This window comes from Streptococcus mitis (assembly GCF_946188685.1).
Classification (GTDB): domain Bacteria; phylum Bacillota; class Bacilli; order Lactobacillales; family Streptococcaceae; genus Streptococcus; species Streptococcus mitis_CC.
This window is the reverse complement of sequence record NZ_CAMHWH010000005.1, coordinates 1-19999: the sequence shown is the minus strand read 5'-3', so window position 1 is coordinate 19999 and position 19999 is coordinate 1. Positions and strand designations below refer to the sequence as shown.

18 protein-coding genes, 17 tRNA genes, 2 rRNA genes, 1 pseudogene and 1 riboswitch are annotated in these 19999 nt (G+C 42.5%); of the genes and pseudogenes, 7 read left to right on the top strand and 31 right to left on the bottom strand.

Annotation, left to right across the window (positions count from 1 at the left end):
• Positions 1–74 precede the first annotated feature (74 nt).
• Genes N8N51_RS05880 through N8N51_RS05870 form a run of 3 tightly spaced genes read right to left on the bottom strand, consistent with a single transcriptional unit; the run spans position 75 to position 1866 of the window.
• Positions 75–716: an SdpI family protein gene (locus tag N8N51_RS05880; RefSeq protein ID WP_203180128.1), complete on the bottom strand. Its 642-nt coding sequence runs from the start codon at positions 714–716 to the stop codon at positions 75–77.
• Positions 717–983 (bottom strand): autorepressor SdpR family transcription factor, encoded by a 267-nt coding sequence (locus tag N8N51_RS05875; protein ID WP_023932591.1) that lies wholly within the window; start codon positions 981–983, stop codon positions 717–719. It lies immediately after the preceding gene.
• On the bottom strand, positions 967–1866 hold the full coding sequence (locus N8N51_RS05870) for a CPBP family intramembrane glutamic endopeptidase (protein WP_203180127.1): 900 nt from the start codon (positions 1864–1866) through the stop codon (positions 967–969). The genes N8N51_RS05875 and N8N51_RS05870 overlap by 17 nt, the downstream gene beginning before the upstream one ends.
• 219 nt (positions 1867–2085) lie before the next feature.
• Between N8N51_RS05870 and N8N51_RS05865 the strand changes: the two genes are divergently transcribed.
• From N8N51_RS05865 to N8N51_RS05850, 4 genes are all read left to right on the top strand, one after another.
• Positions 2086–2913, top strand: coding sequence for an exodeoxyribonuclease III (locus N8N51_RS05865; protein WP_203180126.1), 828 nt, complete (start codon positions 2086–2088; stop codon positions 2911–2913).
• A gap of 11 nt (positions 2914–2924) precedes the next feature.
• On the top strand, positions 2925–3311 hold the full coding sequence (locus N8N51_RS05860; RefSeq protein WP_020901633.1) for a bleomycin resistance protein: 387 nt from the start codon (positions 2925–2927) through the stop codon (positions 3309–3311).
• Positions 3312–3543: 232 nt separating this feature from the next.
• Positions 3544–3639: riboswitch (purine riboswitch) on the top strand.
• Positions 3640–3768: 129 nt separating this feature from the next.
• Positions 3769–4350 (top strand): xanthine phosphoribosyltransferase, encoded by a 582-nt coding sequence (locus N8N51_RS05855; protein WP_000770402.1) that lies wholly within the window; start codon positions 3769–3771, stop codon positions 4348–4350.
• Entirely contained in the window at positions 4350–5612 is a 1263-nt protein-coding gene (locus N8N51_RS05850; RefSeq protein WP_001194477.1) for a nucleobase:cation symporter-2 family protein, read from the top strand. Before N8N51_RS05855 ends, N8N51_RS05850 begins: the two co-directional genes overlap by 1 nt.
• A 32-nt stretch (positions 5613–5644) precedes the next feature.
• Here the strand turns inward: N8N51_RS05850 and N8N51_RS05845 are convergent, their stop codons facing one another.
• From N8N51_RS05845 to N8N51_RS05835, 3 genes are all read right to left on the bottom strand, one after another.
• Entirely contained in the window at positions 5645–6049 is a 405-nt protein-coding gene (locus N8N51_RS05845) for a PaaI family thioesterase (RefSeq protein ID WP_000651198.1), read from the bottom strand.
• A 69-nt stretch (positions 6050–6118) separates the two neighbouring features.
• Positions 6119–7600, bottom strand: coding sequence for a UDP-glucose--hexose-1-phosphate uridylyltransferase (locus tag N8N51_RS05840; protein WP_261072981.1), 1482 nt, complete (start codon positions 7598–7600; stop codon positions 6119–6121).
• An 18-nt stretch (positions 7601–7618) separates the two neighbouring features.
• Positions 7619–8797, bottom strand: coding sequence for a galactokinase (locus N8N51_RS05835; RefSeq protein ID WP_125453200.1), 1179 nt, complete (start codon positions 8795–8797; stop codon positions 7619–7621).
• 164 nt (positions 8798–8961) lie between these two features.
• Between N8N51_RS05835 and galR the strand changes: the two genes are divergently transcribed.
• Positions 8962–9966, top strand: coding sequence for a DNA-binding transcriptional regulator GalR (gene galR / locus N8N51_RS05830; RefSeq protein ID WP_125453201.1), 1005 nt, complete (start codon positions 8962–8964; stop codon positions 9964–9966).
• Positions 9967–9999: 33 nt separating this feature from the next.
• Here galR and N8N51_RS05825 read toward each other — a convergent pair whose 3' ends face one another.
• Positions 10000–10890 (bottom strand): cation diffusion facilitator family transporter, encoded by an 891-nt coding sequence (locus tag N8N51_RS05825; RefSeq protein ID WP_000095928.1) that lies wholly within the window; start codon positions 10888–10890, stop codon positions 10000–10002.
• A 132-nt stretch (positions 10891–11022) separates the two neighbouring features.
• Between N8N51_RS05825 and N8N51_RS05820 the strand changes: the two genes are divergently transcribed.
• Positions 11023–11559 (top strand): TetR/AcrR family transcriptional regulator, encoded by a 537-nt coding sequence (locus N8N51_RS05820; protein ID WP_261103779.1) that lies wholly within the window; start codon positions 11023–11025, stop codon positions 11557–11559.
• 136 nt (positions 11560–11695) lie between these two features.
• Here the strand turns inward: N8N51_RS05820 and N8N51_RS05815 are convergent, their stop codons facing one another.
• The 5 genes and pseudogenes from N8N51_RS05815 to N8N51_RS05795 form a co-directional block, all read right to left on the bottom strand.
• Positions 11696–13216, bottom strand: a complete 1521-nt coding sequence (locus N8N51_RS05815; protein ID WP_261103778.1) for an ABC transporter permease/substrate-binding protein — start codon at positions 13214–13216, stop codon at positions 11696–11698.
• Positions 13209–13937 (bottom strand): ATP-binding cassette domain-containing protein, encoded by a 729-nt coding sequence (locus tag N8N51_RS05810; protein WP_004262153.1) that lies wholly within the window; start codon positions 13935–13937, stop codon positions 13209–13211. Before N8N51_RS05810 ends, N8N51_RS05815 begins: the two co-directional genes overlap by 8 nt.
• A 14-nt stretch (positions 13938–13951) precedes the next feature.
• Positions 13952–14143: pseudogene (locus N8N51_RS05805) on the bottom strand (nuclear transport factor 2 family protein); the annotation flags it as partial.
• A gap of 34 nt (positions 14144–14177) precedes the next feature.
• Positions 14178–14621, bottom strand: a complete 444-nt coding sequence (locus N8N51_RS05800; RefSeq protein WP_153198659.1) for a MarR family winged helix-turn-helix transcriptional regulator — start codon at positions 14619–14621, stop codon at positions 14178–14180.
• A gap of 147 nt (positions 14622–14768) precedes the next feature.
• Positions 14769–15962 (bottom strand): O-antigen ligase family protein, encoded by a 1194-nt coding sequence (locus N8N51_RS05795; protein ID WP_084950229.1) that lies wholly within the window; start codon positions 15960–15962, stop codon positions 14769–14771.
• Between the two features lie 269 nt (positions 15963–16231).
• On the opposite strand from N8N51_RS05795, the gene birA reads away from it, so the two are divergent.
• Positions 16232–17167 (top strand): bifunctional biotin--[acetyl-CoA-carboxylase] ligase/biotin operon repressor BirA, encoded by a 936-nt coding sequence (gene birA / locus N8N51_RS05790; RefSeq protein ID WP_084888843.1) that lies wholly within the window; start codon positions 16232–16234, stop codon positions 17165–17167.
• Between the two features lie 184 nt (positions 17168–17351).
• On the opposite strand, the gene N8N51_RS05785 is transcribed toward birA, so the two are convergent.
• The 19 genes from N8N51_RS05785 to N8N51_RS05695 form a co-directional block, all read right to left on the bottom strand.
• Positions 17352–17439, bottom strand: a tRNA-Ser gene (locus N8N51_RS05785).
• 6 nt (positions 17440–17445) lie between these two features.
• A tRNA-Ile gene (locus tag N8N51_RS05780) sits at positions 17446–17519 on the bottom strand.
• Positions 17520–17558: 39 nt separating this feature from the next.
• Positions 17559–17629: transfer RNA gene (locus tag N8N51_RS05775), tRNA-Gly, on the bottom strand.
• 19 nt (positions 17630–17648) lie between these two features.
• Positions 17649–17721: transfer RNA gene (locus tag N8N51_RS05770), tRNA-Phe, on the bottom strand.
• Between the two features lie 3 nt (positions 17722–17724).
• Positions 17725–17798, bottom strand: a tRNA-Met gene (locus N8N51_RS05765).
• A 10-nt stretch (positions 17799–17808) separates the two neighbouring features.
• Positions 17809–17898, bottom strand: a tRNA-Ser gene (locus N8N51_RS05760).
• Between the two features lie 12 nt (positions 17899–17910).
• Positions 17911–17984, bottom strand: a tRNA-Ile gene (locus N8N51_RS05755).
• A gap of 13 nt (positions 17985–17997) precedes the next feature.
• Positions 17998–18071, bottom strand: a tRNA-Met gene (locus tag N8N51_RS05750).
• Between the two features lie 5 nt (positions 18072–18076).
• Positions 18077–18150: transfer RNA gene (locus N8N51_RS05745), tRNA-Pro, on the bottom strand.
• A gap of 15 nt (positions 18151–18165) precedes the next feature.
• Positions 18166–18239 (bottom strand) — tRNA-Arg (locus tag N8N51_RS05740).
• Positions 18240–18250: 11 nt separating this feature from the next.
• A tRNA-Leu gene (locus N8N51_RS05735) sits at positions 18251–18336 on the bottom strand.
• Between the two features lie 7 nt (positions 18337–18343).
• Positions 18344–18415 (bottom strand) — tRNA-Gly (locus N8N51_RS05730).
• A gap of 22 nt (positions 18416–18437) precedes the next feature.
• Positions 18438–18510 (bottom strand) — tRNA-Thr (locus N8N51_RS05725).
• A gap of 18 nt (positions 18511–18528) precedes the next feature.
• Positions 18529–18610 (bottom strand) — tRNA-Leu (locus N8N51_RS05720).
• A gap of 5 nt (positions 18611–18615) precedes the next feature.
• Positions 18616–18688: transfer RNA gene (locus N8N51_RS05715), tRNA-Lys, on the bottom strand.
• Between the two features lie 23 nt (positions 18689–18711).
• Positions 18712–18784: transfer RNA gene (locus tag N8N51_RS05710), tRNA-Asp, on the bottom strand.
• Positions 18785–18786: 2 nt separating this feature from the next.
• Positions 18787–18859, bottom strand: a tRNA-Val gene (locus N8N51_RS05705).
• A 4-nt stretch (positions 18860–18863) separates the two neighbouring features.
• Positions 18864–18979, bottom strand: a 5S ribosomal RNA gene (gene rrf / locus N8N51_RS05700).
• 76 nt (positions 18980–19055) lie between these two features.
• Positions 19056–19999, bottom strand: a 23S ribosomal RNA gene (locus N8N51_RS05695); the annotation flags it as partial.

The window sequence follows — 19999 nt, the reverse complement described above, 5'->3', positions numbered from 1 at the left end:
GATTTTTCAAACCATACGCTGGGGAAATAGACATATCAGACCAACTTCTCAAACTAATGACTCCAATAGCTATTTCAAGATTCTGATTTTGATAATTGATATGAATAAACACCAGGCATCAACACTACAAGTAGAAGTGTCAAGAAAAACACCCAGTAAACATATATTTGAACAAAGGAATTTAGAAACAATAACAATCCTCCTAACACCCAAATTTTTCCAGCTAATCGATGTGTTTTTCTCCAGTTTTTATCACTCTCCAAGGTCCACGGAAGTCGAATACCGATTATATAATTCTTGCGTGTTTTTGGTAGATAATTTCCAATTACGATCATCAAAACTCCCATAAAAATCTGAGCTAGAAGCCCACTCATCATGGAATACCCCAAAGATTCTCCGTAGATAGAAATCATTGATAGACAAGATACAAAAGGAATAATCCAGTAAATCAAAACTTGTATTTTTGAACTGATATTGCTAGATTTAGGATCCTTAATCATTAAAAATAGAAGCAACCAATGCATCAAAAGCATGAGAGCAGGCAATCCAAAGATAGCAAACACTTTATGATTGTAGCCATCTGCTTGACCCAGTAGATTAAAATGAGTGGGCATCTTCTCTGGCAATTGATACCAGAAAACACAACCTACAAGGGAAGATAGTAGGATGAGAATACTCGTAAATAATAGCAATTTCTTATTGATTTTTACCTTCATCTAAAGATCTCCTTTCAAATCTGCTAACCACACCATCATATCCTCTAAAACTGATGTATTTAACTCATAATAAATAAAGTTTTTTTCTTTCATTTCATGAATCAAATCCGCTGCTTTCAAAATCGTGAGATGGTGTGAAATAGTTGCATTAGTCAACTCGAATTGACTGGCAATTTCTCCTGCAGATAATCTACCTGCTTTTAGTAAATTTAAAATCTCTCTCCTAACTGGATGAGATAAGGCTTTAAAGCTATTTGCAAAACTCATAATGCCTCCTTCCCCTTTGTAATATTAGTAGGGCTAGGAATAAGCAAGGGAGAACTGATAGCATTCCAGTCGGTGATGGGCCTAAAATCAAGAGGCTTGAAACTTTTTCTCCTGGTAATTGAAAGAGTAACCCAATACCTGCAGTTGCATTGATTGCCCCATGAAATAGGGCAGAAGCCCAGATAGAACCTGTCTTTTCCAACAACCAGCTCAACAATATTCCTAGGCTAAAACAAGATAGAAACATAGCAACAACTCCCAAAACAGGATAAGCAAAATAAGTAAGGCCATAATTATATCCTTGCAAATTGATTGGTAAATGCCAAAGACTCCAAATGAGACCAAGCAAGACATGAGTCTGGACTAGTGAAAAGCGTTCTCTTAGCACTGGATAAAGATAGCCCCGCCAACCAATTTCCTCCCCCAATGCAAAGAAACTATTAAGAAAAGGAGCGTAGGTCAAACTAGCTAGGATTTGAATCAAAGCCAAGAAAGATAAGGGAATCGGTGATTGAAGGACTCCTTTTTCTTGTAAAATAGCTTGAATAGATTCAAAACCAAGGCTGAAATTGCTAGGAAATACAAGAAAATAAAGTCCTGCTCCTAAAAAACTGATAACTGCTGGTAACCAGATAGCTAGTAAGTAAAAGCGCCAGTTGCTCTTGAGATTTACAACTAATTTAGATTTGATTCCACTAGGCTGATTCGTGATTTTCCCTAAAATAAAGACTGCAAGTGCAGGCATCCACATGGCTACAATACTAGCAAGTTGACTCCATGAAGAGTTTAGACCAACACCACTTAACCATAGTGCCAACCATATTATCCAAGCAAGGGCATAAGCCAAGACCACAAAAAGAAGGATTGTTCTCTTATTTGACATATATGTAACTTCACTTTCTATTTAGATGTTTTTCTAAATAATATTATACACCTTTCTATTCTAAACACAAGAACTATTTAGATTTTTTTCTAAATAGTTTAGGGAATTTTTATTTTCTCAGGATAAAGTCTAAAGAGTAATTTTTCAAACCATACGTTGGGGAAATAGACCTTTTTTTGGTATAATAAAATCTATAATCTGAATGAAAAAGGTAACTTTATGAAACTCATCTCATGGAATATTGATTCCCTCAACGCAGCCCTAACTAGTGACTCAGCTCGCGCCAAATTGTCCCAAGAAGTCCTACAAACCCTTGTGGCAGAAAATGCTGATATCATCGCTATCCAAGAAACCAAGCTTTCTGCCAAAGGGCCTACAAAGAAACACTTGGAAATTTTAGAAGAACTCTTCCCAGGCTACGAAAATACGTGGCGCTCTTCCCAAGAACCTGCCCGCAAAGGCTATGCCGGAACCATGTTCCTTTATAAGAAAGAACTCACACCAACTGTCAGCTTCCCAGAAATCGGTGCTCCTTCTACCATGGACTTGGAAGGCCGCATCATCACCTTGGAATTTGATGAATTTTTCGTGACCCAAGTTTACACACCAAACGCTGGCGATGGCCTCAAACGCTTGGAAGAACGCCAAGTCTGGGATCTCAAATATGCGGAGTACTTGGCTGAACTAGACAAAGAAAAACCAGTCCTTGCAACCGGTGACTACAATGTAGCCCACAATGAAATCGACCTTGCAAATCCTGCTAGCAACCGCCGTTCACCAGGATTTACCGACGAGGAGCGTGCTGGATTTACCAACCTTTTAGCAACTGGATTTACGGATACCTTCCGCCACATTCACGGCGATGTTCCAGAACGCTACACTTGGTGGGCACAACGTAGCAAAACTTCTAAAATCAACAATACAGGCTGGAGAATCGACTACTGGCTCACAAGTAACCGCATCGCTGACAAGGTGACCAAGTCTGATATGATTGACTCAGGTGCTCGCCAAGACCATACACCCATTGTCATGGAGATTGAGCTCTAAGGAGAAAGCTAATGGACTATCAAGCTGTCATTCCTGAATTTGTAGTATCTGACCTCGAAAAGTCACGCCACTTCTACTGCGACTTGCTGGGATTTTCTGTCGAATACGAGCGTCCAGAGGAGAAATTTCTCTTCCTCTCGCTTGAAGACTGCCAACTTATGCTAGAAGAAGGTAGCACAGAAGAATTAGCCCAACTAACCTATCCTTTCGGGCGCGGTGTCAATATTTCCTTTGGCATTGAAGATGTCCCTCAGCTCCACCAAAAACTGCTGGAAGCTGACTATCCTATCCATCGTCCGCTGACCAAAAGAGAATTTCGAGTGGGAGATAGCTTTATATATCCCCATGAATTTGCGATTTTGGATCCAGATGGTTATTTTTTAAGATTTAGCGAGTAGAATAATAAAGATTGGGAAAAGTCTTTAAAGTTAGAAAAAGGCATATTGTCAAGTCTTGAAAAATCTTGATAATATGCCTTTTATGATGGAAAAACCTTCTAAATGTTAGCCAATAAGTTAATTTTTGCCCATTTTTATTATATTCGTTCGTTTTTTATCTCAAAATACTAACAAAACATTTGATTTCCAACGTCATTTAGTGTAAAATAAAAACATTGGTTCAAGCCTATTTAAAATTGAATATCGTTTTACTTGTTTATGTCGTGAATTGGCACGACGTTTCTACAAGGTGCCGGAACACCTAACAATAAGTAAGTCAGAAGTGAGGTATGGTCGTTTTTGCCATGCCTATTTTGGGGACTTACTTAGAGATTAAGTAGGTCCTTTTTCTATCCGTTTTACTGGGTAGAAATCTGAAACAAGCAAATGGATTAGCTTTTAGACTTTAGGAGGTCTTATGAAATTATTAGAAGAGCGCATCCTCAAGGATGGGCATATCTTGGGTGATAACATCCTCAAGGTGGATTCCTTTTTAACCCACCAAGTTGACTTTAGCTTGATGCGAGAGATTGGTAAGGTTTTTGCGGAAAAATTCGCTGCTGCTGGCATTACCAAGGTCGTAACCATTGAAGCGTCAGGTATTGCTCCAGCCGTTTTTACAGCTGAAGCCTTAAACGTTCCCATGATTTTCGCTAAAAAAGCTAAAAACATCACTATGAACGAAGGTATCTTAACTGCCGAAGTTTACTCCTTTACCAAGCAAGTGACCAGCACTGTTTCTATCGCTGGAAAATTCCTCTCACCAGAGGACAAGGTCTTGATTATCGACGATTTCCTTGCTAATGGCCAAGCTGCTAAAGGCTTGATTCAAATCATCGAACAAGCTGGAGCCACAGTCGAAGCTATCGGTATTGTGATTGAAAAATCCTTCCAAGATGGCCGTGATTTGCTTGAAAAAGCAGGCTACCCTGTTCTATCACTCGCTCGTTTGGATCGTTTTGAAAATGGTCAAGTCATATTTAAGGAGGCAGATCTCTAATGCAAACTCAAGAAAAACACTCGCAAGCAGCCGTTCTTGGCTTGCAGCACTTACTAGCCATGTACTCAGGATCTATCCTGGTTCCCATCATGATTGCGACAGCCCTTGGCTATTCAGCTGAGCAGTTGACTTACCTGATTTCCACAGATATCTTCATGTGTGGAGTGGCAACCTTCCTCCAACTCCAACTCAACAAATATTTTGGTATTGGACTCCCAGTCGTTCTAGGAGTAGCCTTCCAATCCGTTGCTCCCTTGATTATGATTGGGCAAAGCCATGGAAGTGGCGCTATGTTTGGTGCCCTTATCGCATCAGGGATTTACGTAGTTCTTGTTTCAGGCATCTTCTCAAAAGTAGCCAATCTCTTCCCATCTATCGTAACAGGATCTGTTATTACCACGATTGGTTTAACCTTGATTCCTGTCGCTATTGGAAATATGGGAAATAACGTTCCAGAGCCAACTGGTCAAAGTCTCTTGCTTGCAGCTATCACTGTTTTGATTATCCTCTTGATTAACATCTTTACTAAAGGATTTATCAAGTCTATCTCTATTTTGATTGGTCTGGTTGTTGGAACTGCCATTGCTGCTAGCATGGGCTTGGTTGACTTCTCTCCAGTTGCAGCAGCACCACTTGTCCATGTCCCAACTCCACTCTACTTTGGGATGCCAACCTTTGAAATCTCATCTATTGTCATGATGTGTATCATCGCAACGGTGTCTATGGTTGAGTCTACTGGTGTTTATCTGGCCTTGTCTGATATCACGAAAGACCCAATCGACAGCACACGCCTGCGCAACGGTTACCGCGCAGAAGGCTTGGCCGTACTTCTCGGAGGTATCTTTAACACCTTCCCTTACACAGGATTTTCACAAAACGTTGGTTTGGTTAAATTGTCAGGTATCAAGACTCGCCTGCCAATCTACTACGCGGCTGGTTTCCTGGTTCTCCTTGGACTCCTTCCTAAGTTTGGTGCCCTTGCCCAAATCATTCCAAGCCCTGTCCTCGGTGGTGCTATGCTGGTAATGTTTGGTTTTGTATCTATTCAAGGGATGCAAATCCTCGCCCGTGTTGACTTTGCTAACAATGAACATAACTTCCTTATCGCAGCAGTCTCCATCGCTGCAGGTGTCGGACTCAACAACAGTAATCTCTTTGTCAGCATGCCGACAGCTTTCCAAATGTTCTTCTCAAACGGAATCGTCGTAGCCAGCCTACTAGCCATTGTCCTCAATGCAGTATTAAATCATAAGAAGAAATAAAAAAAAGAGGTTTACACCTCTTTTTTGTTTATCTATATCCTTACCTGTCTGTCTTCTGACCGCTGGCCTGTGACAAACATGGTAAAGGTTGCCTTGCAGACATTTCTGCCCTCTTGATTGGTGATATCGACATCCACGACACAGGTTGTGCGACCTTGATGGACACATTCTCCTTTTATTGTCAATACATCGTCGAGTTTTCCTGCTTTGAGGTAGTTGATAGAAGATTGGAGTGTCACTCCATCAAGCCCCAGAGAGATAACCACCAAACCACTGATCTGGTCACAAAGGGTAAAGAGATAGCCACCATGGGCATTGCCATAGTAGTTGAGCGACGAGTCCACTACTTTGGTCGTCACCACAACGTGACCATCTCTCATTTTTTCAATTTCGTAATTTTCAAAGGCAGATATAGCGTCAAAATGAAAATCTTTCATCGTTTCCTCCTGATATTTCAAACGACACTATGATACTACTTTTTATAGGACTGTGCAAGGAGAAAGCACCTAGTCTGGCAAAATTCCGACCTGCTCCACAAATCGCATAAAAGCTGTCTGCCCTTGTTCCGTCTGCTTGTAGACTCCTGCATCCTCAAGTACACGCGCAAAGATAGCACCAACAGAGTCCTTGACGATTTCAAGGGCTTTTTCTTTATCTGTTAGGGCTGGATATTGAGCTCTAAGTTGGTCTGCCCATTCCTGATGATAGTCGGCAACTGCATCACCATCTCCCACGAGATAGCTAGCGACTTGCTCCACTTCTTCTTTCAGACGTGGTGGCAAGATTGCCAAGCCCATGACCTCAATCAAGCCGATATTTTCCTTCTTGATATGTTGGACATCCTTGTGGGGATGATAGATGCCGTCAGGATGTTCTGCAGAAGTCTGATTGTCCCTCAAGACTAAGTCCAACTCAAACTGGCCATCACGCTTACGCGCTATAGGTGTGATGGTGTGATGCGGTGTCCCGTCTGTCTCTGCCAAAATCTGCACACTAGGATCTGAATACTGGCGCCATTCCTGCAAAATCTTGTCAGCTAAGTTGATCAAATCCTCTTTGGAATCCGAAGTCAAACGCAACACTGACATGGGCCACTTGACAATCCCAGCCTTAACCTGCTCAAAACCAGCAAATCTGAAGGTCTTTTGCAAGGGAGCCAATTCCATCGGAAAGACGTGACGGCCTCCTTGATAATGATCATGAGTTAGAATAGAGCCCCCCACAATCGGCAAGTCAGCATTAGATCCAGCAAAATATCCTGGAAACTGCTCTACGATAGCCAGCAGGCGTTCAAAGCTCTGACGACTAATGGCCATGGGACGATGCTGGCCGTCTAAGAAAATACAGTGCTCATTAAAATAAGCATAGGGCGAATACTGGAAGCCCCACTCCTGACCAGCCATTTCAAAGCGGATAATACGGTGATTGCTGCGAGCTGGGTGGTTGACCCGACCATGGTAGCCTTCATTCTCTATACAAAGCTGACACTGGGGATAATTACTAGCTTGCACCAACTTGGCCGCCGCAATCTCTTTGGGATCCTTTTCAGGCTTAGAGAGGTTGATGGTAATTTCTAGTTCTCCATAATCAGATGGAACACGATAAGCGATATTTTTAGCAATAGCCTTGAGTTTGATGTAGTCATTTTTCTGACTAAGTTGGTAAAAATCCGCTATCGCTTTCTCAGGAGATTGGGTGTAGGTTGCCCAGAAATCACGATTGACCTGACTTGGACAAGGGGTCACCAAGTCCATCAGTTCAGCACCAAGGATTTCACGCGCAGTCTGACTATCCTCAATCGTCTCTAATCGAACGGCTTCCTCAACCAGCTGGTCCTTGAGGTCAATCAATTTGTCCAGATTGGTCTCAACTTCCAAAACACCTTCTCCCACTCGTGCCAAGACACGATTGGTCAGGTAGATTCGATCCATTTCCTCAAATGAACTTTCAGAAATGATATATGTTACAAATTTATCTACTAAGGTCACTAGACAACCTCCTTTTGACTAATCAAGGACGCGAGTGCCACCTGCAACTTCAGCGATATAGAAACTTGGAGCGTATCCAACTACTTCCTCGTAGTGTTTGCCTACAGCTTCCTTAAAGGCACCAACAGCATCTTTTTGCACCAAGGCAATGGCACATCCGCCAAAACCTGCCCCTGTCATACGAGCACCGAGAACACCTTCTTGTGCCCAAGCTGTATGAACAAGAGTATCCAATTCCAAACCAGTTACTTCATAGTCATGCTCTAGGGAAACGTGTGACGCATTCATCAAACGACCAAATGTTTCCAAATCACCTGCCTGAAGGGCTGCTTGAGCTTTGAGGGTACGTTGGTTTTCAAGAACAGCGTGACGAGCACGTTTCAAACGATTTTCATCTTTAATCAGATAGCTATATTGGTCAAAGGCCCATTCGTCCAATTCACCCAAGGTTTGAATGTCCAAAGCCACTTGTAGTTCTTCTACTGCTTTTTCACACTCAGCACGGCGTTCATTATATTTAGAATCCGCCAATTCACGGCGTTTATTGGTGTTCATGATAACAACGACATTGTCTTTCAAATCAAGTGGTACCAAATCATACTCTAAGGTGTTGGTATCTAGGTAAATAGCACGTTGGTCAGCTCCCATACCGATAGCAAACTGGTCCATAATGCCAGAGTTGACTCCGATAAAGTTGTTTTCTGTTTGTTTTCCAATTTTAACCAAATCGAGACGCTCTAATTTTAAATCAAAGAGATGCTCTGCCACGACTCCTGTCAAAAGTTCAAGGGATGCTGAAGAAGACAAACCAGCACCATTTGGGATATTCCCATAAACATAAAAATCAAAACCTTTGTCAATCACATGCCCAGCTTCTTGCAAGAAATGAAGAACCCCTTTTGGATAATTGGTCCAGCTGTGCTCTTTTTCAAACTTGAGGTCAGCGAGAGGCACTTCGATAATGCCCTTGTCCTCAAAGTTAGCTGAGTATAGACGCAAGACTTGGTCGTCACGCTTGCGAGCTGCACCGTAAGTTCCCAAGGAAATAGCAGCTGGAAAAACGTGCCCACCGTTGTAGTCCGTGTGTTCACCAATCAAATTGATACGACCTGGTGAAAAGAAAGTTTGGTCTGCTTCTTGACCAAAAACAGCAAGAAAGTCTTTGCGAAGTGCTTCTGCAGTAAGATGTTGGGTCATTTGAATTCTCCTTTGACTGTCCGTTAAGTCACCTTAACATGTAATCGTTTTCTTCTATTGTATCCAAGGGATTTCCCAAGGTCAATCATTTTTACTAAAATTTTACTAAACTATCAGTAAAAAGCAGAAAAATATGATATACTAACCTTAAAGAAGGAGGATTTATGGCTACTTTAAAAGACATTGCACAGCTAGCCTCTGTCTCTATCGCGACCGTATCCCGTGTCCTAAACCGCGACCAGAGCCTATCTGTTACAGAAGAAACCAGGCACCGTATTTTAACCGTTGCTGAAGAGCTGGGCTACACCAAGCACCTCAAGACAGGCGAGTCCCACAAACCCAAGCAAAAGATTGCCATTATCCAATGGGTCAGTGAACAAGGGGAGCTGGACGACCTCTACTACTACCAGATTCGCCTAGGCATAGAAAAAAGAGCCCAAGAGTTGGACTACGATATCTTGCGCTATTTTAATGACCATCCTTTTACCCTAAGCGAAGAAGTGATTGGGATTCTCTGCATCGGAAAATTTAGTCGAGCTCAGATTTCTGCCTTTGAAGAATACCAAAAACCTCTTGTATTTCTAGACAGCGATACTCTTTCACTGGGACACACCTGCATTATCACGGATTTTTACACTGCCATGAAACAGGTTGTCGATTATTTTCTCAGCCAAGGAATGGACCGTATCGGAATTCTAACAGGACTTGAGGAAACAACCGACCAAGAAGAAATCATTGAGGACAAGCGTCTGGAAAATTTTAAGAACTACAGTCAAACAAAAGGAATCTATCATGATGAACTGATCTTTCAAGGAAGCTTTACTGCCCAGTCTGGCTATGACTTGATGAAGGAGGCCATTCAGAACTTGGGAGACCAACTCCCACCAGCCTTTTTCGCAGCCAGCGATAGCTTAGCTATCGGCGCCCTCCGTGCCCTCCAAGAAACTGGAATCAGCCTGCCAGATCGCGTCAGCCTCATTTCTTTTAACGACACTAGTCTGACCAAGCAAGTCTATCCTCCCCTCTCCAGCATCACCGTCTATACCGAAGAAATGGGCCGAGCAGGTATGGATATTCTTAACAAGGAAGTCCTCCACGGTCGCAAAATTCCTAGCCTGACTATGCTGGGAACCAGACTGACTCTGAGAGAGAGTACAAGGAATGAATAGGATAACAAAACGACCTCTAGCGAGGTCGCTTTTCTAATGATGATGCCCATGCTTCTGCTCTAATTCTCTCACCCTCCGCTTATGTTGCGCATGATTGCTTTGACTGCTATCTACTTCAATAGTGATATTCTGCACGCCTCTTTCTTCTAAACATTGACGCACCACTTCTTTGGTTTCCATCATCTGTTCCCAGTCCTTGATACAAATGTGAACAATAGCATTATTCTCTAGACCATCCATGGACCAAATGCTAAGTTGATTGACACTGTTGACATTGGGTAGAGCCTCTAAATCCTTCTCCAAATCACTTGTCTCGACTCCTTCTGGCACAGCATCTAGGAAAATTTTCAGTGCGCTCCAAAAGCGAGGAATGGCTTTCGACAGAATAAAGATAGAAATAACTAGTGATAAAAGCGGATCGAGGATATACCAGTCCGTAAATCGAAGAATAATCGCCATTAGAATGACGGCCAACCAACCAAGAGTGTCTTCCAAAAAATGCAGGCTAAGAATTGACTCGTTCTTTGTTTTCCCCTTACGAACTACCAGACTTGCTAGCACATTAATGGCTACTGCAATGATTCCCAGCCAGAGGATGCCTTCCTCATTGACGGGTTGCGGGTGAACAATCTTTGTGACATTTTCCAAGATCACTAGGACAGACCCTATCATAAGAATCACAGCCGTTAGCATGGCTCCTAAAAGACTAAAACGTTTGTAACCCAAGGTGTACTGTCTATCTTCTTCACGGTTTGAAATTGTTTCTAAAAGGGCTGAGATGCCAATGGCTATAGCATCTCCCAAGTCATGAACGGAATCAGCAAGAACTGCACTCGAACCAAAGATTCCTCCTGCGATAAACTCAACAATCGCATAGCTTAAATTTAAGAAAAAAGCTAACCAGATAGATGTTTTAGAACTCATTTCTCTCCCTCCTTTGGTATAATGGGTATATACATACTTCTTTCATTTGTATTATCTAATAAAATTCAAAGAAAGGATAGAAGCAAACTGTCAGCCATGTTCAGTTCTGAACAGTTTGTCTCAAGTGTCTACATGCCAAAAAGAGACCGTCGAGTCAGCAAGACGAAAAAAGCTATCTATCAAGCTTTTCTACAACTTTTGAATGCTAAGGGCTACGAGGCTACTACTGTTCAGGATATCATTGATCTCGCAGATGTGGGACGTTCTACTTTTTACTGTCACTATGAAAGCAAGGAACTCCTTTTAGATGAGCTCTGTCGCTACCTCTTTCATCATCTCTTTGAAAGGGAAGGACACTTTACTACCGAGGACTACCTCGCACATATCTTTTTACATTTTCAGAAAAACCAGGACCATGTTACCAGTCTGCTATTTTCCAAAAATGACTACTTCCTCCGTCAACTCCATAAAGAGCTAGAACACCATGTCTATCCCATGTTGGCTGATGAGTTAAAAGAAGCCCACACTAATCTGCCTACTTCTTACCTCCAACACTTGGTCGTGTCCAACTTTATCGAGACATTGACCTGGTGGCTCAAAAAAGGACAAGACTTTACATACCAGGAAGTTGTCCAGTTTTATCTAGACCTTCTCATTCCTAAAAATTGAATACAGAGTAGAGCTCAGTTGCCTTATTTCTAGGCTACTGAGTTTTCATCTTTTCAACAATCAAAAAAGCCCAGACAACATTGTCTGAGCATTCTTCTATATAGTCGTTTAACCAAGTTGAGTTTAGCTTTTCAAGCTATTTTTTCAACAAACCTTGTTCTTGTAGAAATTCCTTGGCTACTTGTTCTGCTGACTTGCCTTCAACACCCACTTGATAGTTAAGCTGGCTCATCTGGCTTTCAGTAATTTTACCAGCCAATTTATTGAGAACTGTTTCCAACTCTGGATGTTTCTTGAGAAGAGCTTCTTTCATCAGTGGAGCCCCTTGATAAGGTGGAAAGAGTTGCTTGTCATCTTCCAAGACCTGCAAATCATAACGCGCCAATTCCGCATCGGTCGAATAGGCATCCGTAATTTGAATATCGCCTGACTGAATTGCCTGATAGCGAAGAGCTGGCTCCATGGTCGCTACATTGAGATTGAGACCATACATTGACTGCAAGCCCTTATTTCCATCTTCACGGTCATTAAACTCAAGTGTAAAGCCTGCCTTCAATTGCCCTTCCACTTTTTTCAAATCCGAAATGGTCTTCAAGCCATATTCTTGAGCAATCTTTTTCGGAACAGCTACAGCATAGGTATTTTGATAAGACATAGGTTTGAGATAAGCTAGATGATCCTGCTTGGCAATGCCATCACGCGCCACATCATAAACCTGCTCAGGCTCATGACTCACTTTCGGTGATGGTTGAAGCAGGCTTTCAGTCACCGTACCAGTAAATTCAGGATAGATGTCAATATCGCCTTTTTTCAGAGCTTCATAGAGGAAGCTTGTTTTCCCAAAATTTGGTTTAACAGTCGCAGTCATACTGGTATTTTCCTCAATGAGGAGTTTATACATATTGGCCAAAATTTCTGGTTCTGGACCCAATTTCCCAGCAATAACCAAGTTTTCTTTCTCTTTCTGAGCCAAAAGAGCTGGACTATAAGACAGACCGAGCAATATTGTCACCAAAGCAAAACCAGAAAAAATCGTCCGCAATTTTGCTTTTTCCATCACTTTTAGTAGGAAGTTAAAGGCAATGGCAAGCACTGCAGAAGAAAGTGCCCCAATCAAAATCAGACTGGCATTATTACGGTCAATTCCCAAAAGGATAAAGGAACCCAGCCCCCCTGCACCAATCAAGGCAGCCAAGGTTGCCGTACCGATAATCAAGACGGCCGCCGTGCGAATCCCAGACATAATGACAGGCATGGCAAGTGGAATTTCAAACTTCTTGAGTCGCTCCCATCTAGTCATCCCAAAGGCAATCCCAGCCTCTTGCAGACTCGGATCAATTCCCTTTAGCCCAGTGATGGTATTTTGTAAGATCGGGAAAATCGCATAAATCACTAGTGCTGTTAAAGCCGGCAAGGTCCCAATTCCCATCAAGGGGATAAAGAGCCCCAACAAGGCCAGAGACGGGATAGTCTGGAAAATCCCTGCAATCTGCAAGACCCAGTCCGCCAACTTCTCATGATAGCGGAGATAAACAGCCAAAGGAATCGCGATAAAAATAGCCAGCAACAAGGTCAAAAGAGACAACTGCAAATGTTGAGACAGAGCTGTCAACCAATTACTAAAACGATCCTGAAAAGTTGCAATTAAATTAGTCATGAACACTACCTCCAAACAAGTCTGCTACAAAGTCTGTTGCAGGAGCTTTTAAAATGGTCTCGGGATTCGCTACCTGGCGAATCTCTCCATCCTGCAAGACAGCAATACGATCCGCCAATTTCAAGGCTTCATCCGTATCATGGGTTACAAAAATCGTTGTCATCCCAAACTCTTTATGCAATTCTTTAGTCAGAACCTGCAACTGTTTGCGAGAAATAGCATCCAAGGCTGAAAAAGGTTCATCCATGAGGAGAATCTTAGGCTGACCAATCATAGCCCGTACAATTCCAACACGCTGTTGCTCCCCACCAGATAATTCACTAGGCAAACGATGCCCATACTCAGCTACTGGCAAGCCAACCTTAGCCAAAAGCTCTTCAGTTTTCTTAGCAATTTCTTCCTTAGTCCATCCCTTCATCTCAGGAATCAGGGCAATGTTTTCCGCGACCGTTAGATTAGGAAAGAGAGCAATGGCCTGTAAAACATAGCCAGTAGAGAGACGAAGCTCACGCTCATCATAGTCTTTGATGCGCTTGCCATCCATATAAATATTTCCATCAGTCGGTTCCAAGAGACGGTTAATCATCTTAATCATGGTCGTCTTACCTGAGCCAGATGGACCAACTAAAACCATGAACTCCCCATTCTCAATCCGTAAATTGACATCTCTCAAGACATCTTTTTCTGTGTAGCGCAAGGCTACATTTTTGTATTCAATCATTCTGTATCCTCAATTTAAAACTTCCCTCGATTGGTCAAGTCTTCTACCTTAGGCATGACTTCCTTATTGTCCCAATGCTCCACAATTTTCCCATTTTCTAGACGGAAGATGTCATACTGTGCATAGGCAACTCCGTCAATCTGAGTCCGACCATAGCTAACCACTTAGTTTCCTTGTCCTAAGAGTTGGAAAACAAAGTCAAAAGTGGCCTTTACTTATAAACAGCTAATCTGCTCCATTTTAAACCTCATTTTCCTCCTCTTTCAGATTAGCCAAAATTCTTTCTTGAAAGGCTTCAAACTGACGAATTTCTTCCTCTGAAAATCCTTTGTAAAAGATCGTATCCAATTTCTGACTGACACGATGCCCCACTTCTTTCTGAGACTGCCCCAACTCTGTTAAAACTAAATACTTCTTACGCTTATCCTCTCCACATGGACTAACGGTTACAAGATTTTGTTCCTCAAGCTTTTTTATCATAGTCGTCAGCGTATTATTAGCAAGTCCAGTCGCCAAAGCAATATCTGTCGCAGTTGCACAGCCAGTTTCACTATTCCATAAAACCGCTAAAATCTTACCCTGTTCACTACGATAAAGAGCTTCAGGATCTTGGCTCAGTAACTTTTGAAAAATCCGCCCATTCAACAAACGAATATGATGGGCTAGCAAATGACTATCTTTCATGACACCTCCAATTTATTTCTATATCGAAACGAATAAAGTAATTGTAACACTCATTATTCCAACTGTCAACTATTTCGACTTAGAAATAATTTTCCCCAGTAAAAAAATCTCCCACCCAAGGTAGAAGAATTTTTTAATCTTATAAATTTAATCCGTCATATCCGATACCAAAGTTCGATGCTCCAACGGAATACTGCACATAACTAGCAAGAAAATAAAACCTGACTGAATCCAGAAGAGGGCCAAATCAAAGATTCCGTGCACAGCAACCACTGTAAGGAAAGATAGATAAAGACCGATAATCGGACGTTTCCCCGACTCCTGACTCATATCCATCATCAAGCGAACAGGAGCAACAGAAGACAAAACTAATAAAATAGTCCCCACAATTCCGTAACTCAGAATCGTATCAATATAAAGACTGTGAGCATGTTCATGATAAGGAGCATTTATCCGAGGATACGAGTGCATGTAGGTCAATGGCCCTTCACCCCAAAAAGGATTTTGCTTAAACAAGGCCATCCCAGCATCCCAGATAGAAATGCGTTCTTCCATAGAAGAGTCTAAAGTCCCCATCCGAACTCCTAAATCACTAGAAAAGAGGAAACTCAATCCGATTGCGAAGACCCCAATACTAAGCCAAAAGGCCTTCCAGTTTTTAATGGTCGTAAAGAGATAAATAATGGCTCCAGCGATAATAGCAGGAAAGGCAGTTCGATTTTGCGTAAAGTTCAAACCAAAGAGATTCACAAAGCCTGCAAACACACAGAATACTTTCAACCAATTCAATTTGGTCGTTGTAAACAGATAGAAAGCAATCATGATACAGAAACAACAAATAATTCCATAATAATTAGGATTAAAGAAGGTCACTTCTGCACGATTCTGATGCCACACCTGCATATTGGGTGAAAGAAAAGCATAGTTGAATTTCTTCACAATTTGGAAATGTTCTAAACTCGCAAAAGCAGCTGACAAGACGCTACCAAACAAGACGAGCTGCAAAATCAATCGAAAGAATTTATGTGATAAAATCGACTGATAATGCAAAAAGAAAACAGTAAATAGAAAAATTCCTACTGAAGCCACAACTCCCATCCAATTTTGTGCAAAAACGGATATAACAGTACTATAGCCAAGAAAAAGAAGCAGCATCGGATGCTCCCCCATTTTCTGAAGAATACTTTTCATGTCTCCTGTGAAAATTAAACTGATAATATATAAACAGAATACAACTACAAAAAGATAAAAGGGTAAAAAGATACTCAGGATAATTCCCAATAAAATCAGCTCTTTACTAGACAACCCTTTCAGCTTTTCAATAAAGCCTATTGATTTCAAAATGAATCCTTTCTCTCCAAATCAGTTGATTCAGATAATAGTAAGCTATCCTATATTGTACCACTTTTTTAGCAATTTGAAAACAAAGGAAACGCTTCCTAGTTAAAAAAGGAGCAAAAATACTGAGATTTCACACCTCAAGCTTAATGACTACATTTACTCTAAGAAAATCATACCGTAAATACTAGGCATATGTTAAAATAGTAGTAATTAAGCAACTAGCCAAACTAGATTCAAATCAGATACTATTCCTAAAGAAAGGAAACACTATGAAATCTTACCAAGCTGTCTACCAAATTCTAGCTAAAGATGCCAACTATATCAGCGGAGAAAAAATCGCAGAAGAACTATCCCTCAGCCGAACATCAATTTGGAAAGCCATCAGGCGGCTAGAACAAGAAGGCATTGAAATTGATAGTATCAAAAACAAAGGCTATAAACTGGTGAGTGGAGACCTTATTCTTCCAGAGATTCTAGAAGAAAACCTTCCAATTAAAGTCAGTTTTAAACCCGAAACAAGATCAACACAACTCGATGCAAAAGAAGCAATTGATTTAGGAAATGAAGCAAACACCCTCTATCTAGCTTCCTATCAAACAGCAGGACGAGGCCGTTTTCAACGCTCCTTCTACTCCCCACAAGGTGGCATTTATATGACCCTCCATCTCAAACCAAATCTCCCTTACGACAAATTACCATCCTACACACTACTTGTAGCAGGAGCTATCTACAAAGCCATTAAGAACCTAACTTTAATAGATATCGACATAAAATGGGTCAATGATATCTACCTCAAAAATCAAAAAATTGGAGGAATCCTCACTGAAGCAATGACCTCTGTGGAAACTAGCTTAGTCACAGATATCATTATTGGAGTAGGAATCAACTTCACTATTAATGATTTCCCACAAGAATTAAAAGAAAAAGCTGCTAGTTTATTTAAAACACCAGCACCTATTACCAGAAATGAATTAATCATAGAAATCTGGCGCACTTTCTTCGAAACACCAGCAGAAGAACTATTATACCTATACAAAAAACAGTCATTCGTTCTAGGAAAAGAAGTTACTTTCACACTAAATCAAAAAGACTACAAGGGACTTGCTAAAGATATCTCTGAAAGTGGAAAGCTTCTAGTTCAATGTGATAACGGAAAAGAAATCTGGCTCAATAGCGGAGAAATATCACTCAAGAGTTGGAAGTAATAATAAACTAGCACAACCATAAAATCGACAATATATAAAGATTTTAGCTTTTCTGCAGCCCACTACAGTTGACAAAGAGCGCAAAAAACTTCAGATAAGTAATCCAATTAAGTTTTACAAATCTGAAGTTTTTATTCTACAATTCTTAAAAATACAAAAAAAGAGTTATAAACTCTCAATAAAACGGAGAATAAGGGATTCGAACCCTTGCGCCAGTTACCCGACCTAACGATTTAGCAAACCGTCCTCTTCAGCCTCTTGAGTAATTCTCCTATTAATGGGCACGAGTGGACTCGAACCACCGACCTCACGCTTATCAGGCGTGCGCTCTAACCACCTGAGCTACGCGCCCAAGTTAAAAACTTGGTAATGTAATTTGAACAAAGTTCAAAGCGGGTGACGAGAATCGAACTCGCGACAACAGCTTGGAAGGCTGTAGTTTTACCACTAAACTACACCCGCATACATACTATTAATAAAATGGCGCGAGACGGAATCGAACCGCCGACACATGGAGCTTCAATCCATTGCTCTACCAACTGAGCTACCGAGCCTTATTGCGGGAGCAGGATTTGAACCTACGACCTTCGGGTTATGAGCCCGACGAGCTACCGAGCTGCTCCATCCCGCGTTAATACAAAAGGAGGATGTGGGATTCGAACCCACGCACGCTTTTACACGCCTGACGGTTTTCAAGACCGTTCCCTTCAGCCGGACTTGGGTAATCCTCCATACTATTCAAATGGACCTTGTAGGACTTGAACCTACGACCACTCGGTTATGAGCCGAGAGCTCTAACCAGCTGAGCTAAAGGTCCAACAAGATCATTATAGCGGCGAAGGGGATCGAACCCCCGACCTCCCGGGTATGAACCGGACGCTCTAGCCAGCTGAGCTACACCGCCATGTATCGGGAAGACAGGATTCGAACCTGCGACACCTTGGTCCCAAACCAAGTACTCTACCAAGCTGAGCTACTTCCCGAGTTAAATAGAAAAATGCACCCTAGAGGAGTCGAACCTCTAACCGCCTGATTCGTAGTCAGGTACTCTATCCAGTTGAGCTAAGGGTGCTCATTATATTATGCCGAGGACCGGAATCGAACCGGTACGATCGTTACCAATCGCAGGATTTTAAGTCCTGTGCGTCTGCCAGTTCCGCCACCCCGGCCTCTCTAAGCGAACGACGGGATTCGAACCCGCGACCCCCACCTTGGCAAGGTGGTGTTCTACCACTGAACTACGTTCGCACTGTTTTCTTCTATCTAAAAATGCCGGCTACATGACTTGAACACGCGACCCTCTGATTACAAATCAGATGCTCTACCAACTGAGCTAAGCCGGCTCATTTATTATATCTTAATGCGGGTTAAGGGACTTGAACCCCCACGCCGTTAAGCGCCAGATCCTAAATCTGGTGCGTCTGCCAATTCCGCCAAACCCGCATATATGACCCGTACTGGGCTCGAACCAGTGACCCATTGATTAAAAGTCAATTGCTCTACCAACTGAGCTAACGAGTCTAAAATAACTTACGTTATTCTAACGGTCCCGACGGGAATCGAACCCGCGATCTTCGCCGTGACAGGGCGACGTGATAACCGCTACACTACGGGACCTATGGGAGTTAACGGGATCGAACCGCTGACCCTCTGCTTGTAAGGCAGATGCTCTCCCAGCTGAGCTAAACTCCCTAGAGCTAAGCGACTTCCATATCTCACAGGGGGCAACCCCCAACTACTTCCGGCGTTCTAGGGCTTAACTTCTGTGTTCGGCATGGGTACAGGTGTATCTCCTAGGCTATCGTCACTTAACTCTGAGTAATACCTACTCAAAATTGAATATCTATTCAAATCAAGAAAACCGTTCGCTTTCGTATTCTCAGTTACTTTGGATAAGTCCTCGAGCTATTAGTATTAGTCCGCTACATGTGTCGCCACACTTCCACTTCTAACCTATCTACCTGATCATCTCTCAGGGCTCTTACTGATATAAAATCATGGGAAATCTCATCTTGAGGCGGGTTTCACACTTAGATGCTTTCAGCGTTTATCCCTTCCCTACATAGCTACCCAGCGATGCCTTTGGCAAGACAACTGGTACACCAGCGGTAAGTCCACTCTGGTCCTCTCGTACTAGGAGCAGATCCTCTCAAATTTCCTACGCCCGCGACGGATAGGGACCGAACTGTCTCACGACGTTCTGAACCCAGCTCGCGTGCCGCTTTAATGGGCGAACAGCCCAACCCTTGGGACCGACTACAGCCCCAGGATGCGACGAGCCGACATCGAGGTGCCAAACCTCCCCGTCGATGTGAACTCTTGGGGGAGATAAGCCTGTTATCCCCAGGGTAGCTTTTATCCGTTGAGCGATGGCCCTTCCATACGGAACCACCGGATCACTAAGCCCGACTTTCGTCCCTGCTCGAGTTGTAGCTCTCGCAGTCAAGCTCCCTTATACCTTTACACTCTGCGAATGATTTCCAACCATTCTGAGGGAACCTTTGGGCGCCTCCGTTACCTTTTAGGAGGCGACCGCCCCAGTCAAACTGCCCGTCAGACACTGTCTCCGATAGGGATCACCTATCTGGGTTAGAGTGGCCATAACACAAGGGTAGTATCCCAACATCGTCTCCTTCGAAACTGGCGTCCCGATCTCATAGACTCCTACCTATCCTGTACATGTGGTACAGACACTCAATATCAAACTGCAGTAAAGCTCCATGGGGTCTTTCCGTCCTGTCGCGGGTAACCTGCATCTTCACAGGTACTAAAATTTCACCGAGTCTCTCGTTGAGACAGTGCCCAAATCATTACGCCTTTCGTGCGGGTCGG

Bases quoted from the DNA above. Each gene is read 5' to 3' on its own strand.
- N8N51_RS05865 (WP_203180126.1), top strand. From the start codon at position 2,086: ATGAAACTCATCTCATGGAATATTGATTCCCTCAACGCAGCCCTAACT.
- N8N51_RS05855 (WP_000770402.1), top strand. From the start codon at position 3,769: ATGAAATTATTAGAAGAGCGCATCCTCAAGGATGGGCATATCTTGGGT.
- N8N51_RS05815 (WP_261103778.1), bottom strand. From the start codon at position 13,216: ATGACTAATTTAATTGCAACTTTTCAGGATCGTTTTAGTAATTGGTTG.
- birA (WP_084888843.1), top strand. From the start codon at position 16,232: ATGAAATCTTACCAAGCTGTCTACCAAATTCTAGCTAAAGATGCCAAC.
- N8N51_RS05850 (WP_001194477.1), top strand. From the start codon at position 4,350: ATGCAAACTCAAGAAAAACACTCGCAAGCAGCCGTTCTTGGCTTGCAG.
- N8N51_RS05860 (WP_020901633.1), top strand. From the start codon at position 2,925: ATGGACTATCAAGCTGTCATTCCTGAATTTGTAGTATCTGACCTCGAA.
- N8N51_RS05870 (WP_203180127.1), bottom strand. From the start codon at position 1,866: ATGTCAAATAAGAGAACAATCCTTCTTTTTGTGGTCTTGGCTTATGCC.
- N8N51_RS05845 (WP_000651198.1), bottom strand. From the start codon at position 6,049: ATGAAAGATTTTCATTTTGACGCTATATCTGCCTTTGAAAATTACGAA.
- N8N51_RS05835 (WP_125453200.1), bottom strand. From the start codon at position 8,797: ATGACCCAACATCTTACTGCAGAAGCACTTCGCAAAGACTTTCTTGCT.
- galR (WP_125453201.1), top strand. From the start codon at position 8,962: ATGGCTACTTTAAAAGACATTGCACAGCTAGCCTCTGTCTCTATCGCG.
- N8N51_RS05875 (WP_023932591.1), bottom strand. From the start codon at position 983: ATGAGTTTTGCAAATAGCTTTAAAGCCTTATCTCATCCAGTTAGGAGA.
- N8N51_RS05810 (WP_004262153.1), bottom strand. From the start codon at position 13,937: ATGATTGAATACAAAAATGTAGCCTTGCGCTACACAGAAAAAGATGTC.
- N8N51_RS05825 (WP_000095928.1), bottom strand. From the start codon at position 10,890: ATGAGTTCTAAAACATCTATCTGGTTAGCTTTTTTCTTAAATTTAAGC.
- N8N51_RS05820 (WP_261103779.1), top strand. From the start codon at position 11,023: ATGCCAAAAAGAGACCGTCGAGTCAGCAAGACGAAAAAAGCTATCTAT.
- N8N51_RS05800 (WP_153198659.1), bottom strand. From the start codon at position 14,621: ATGAAAGATAGTCATTTGCTAGCCCATCATATTCGTTTGTTGAATGGG.
- N8N51_RS05880 (WP_203180128.1), bottom strand. From the start codon at position 716: ATGAAGGTAAAAATCAATAAGAAATTGCTATTATTTACGAGTATTCTC.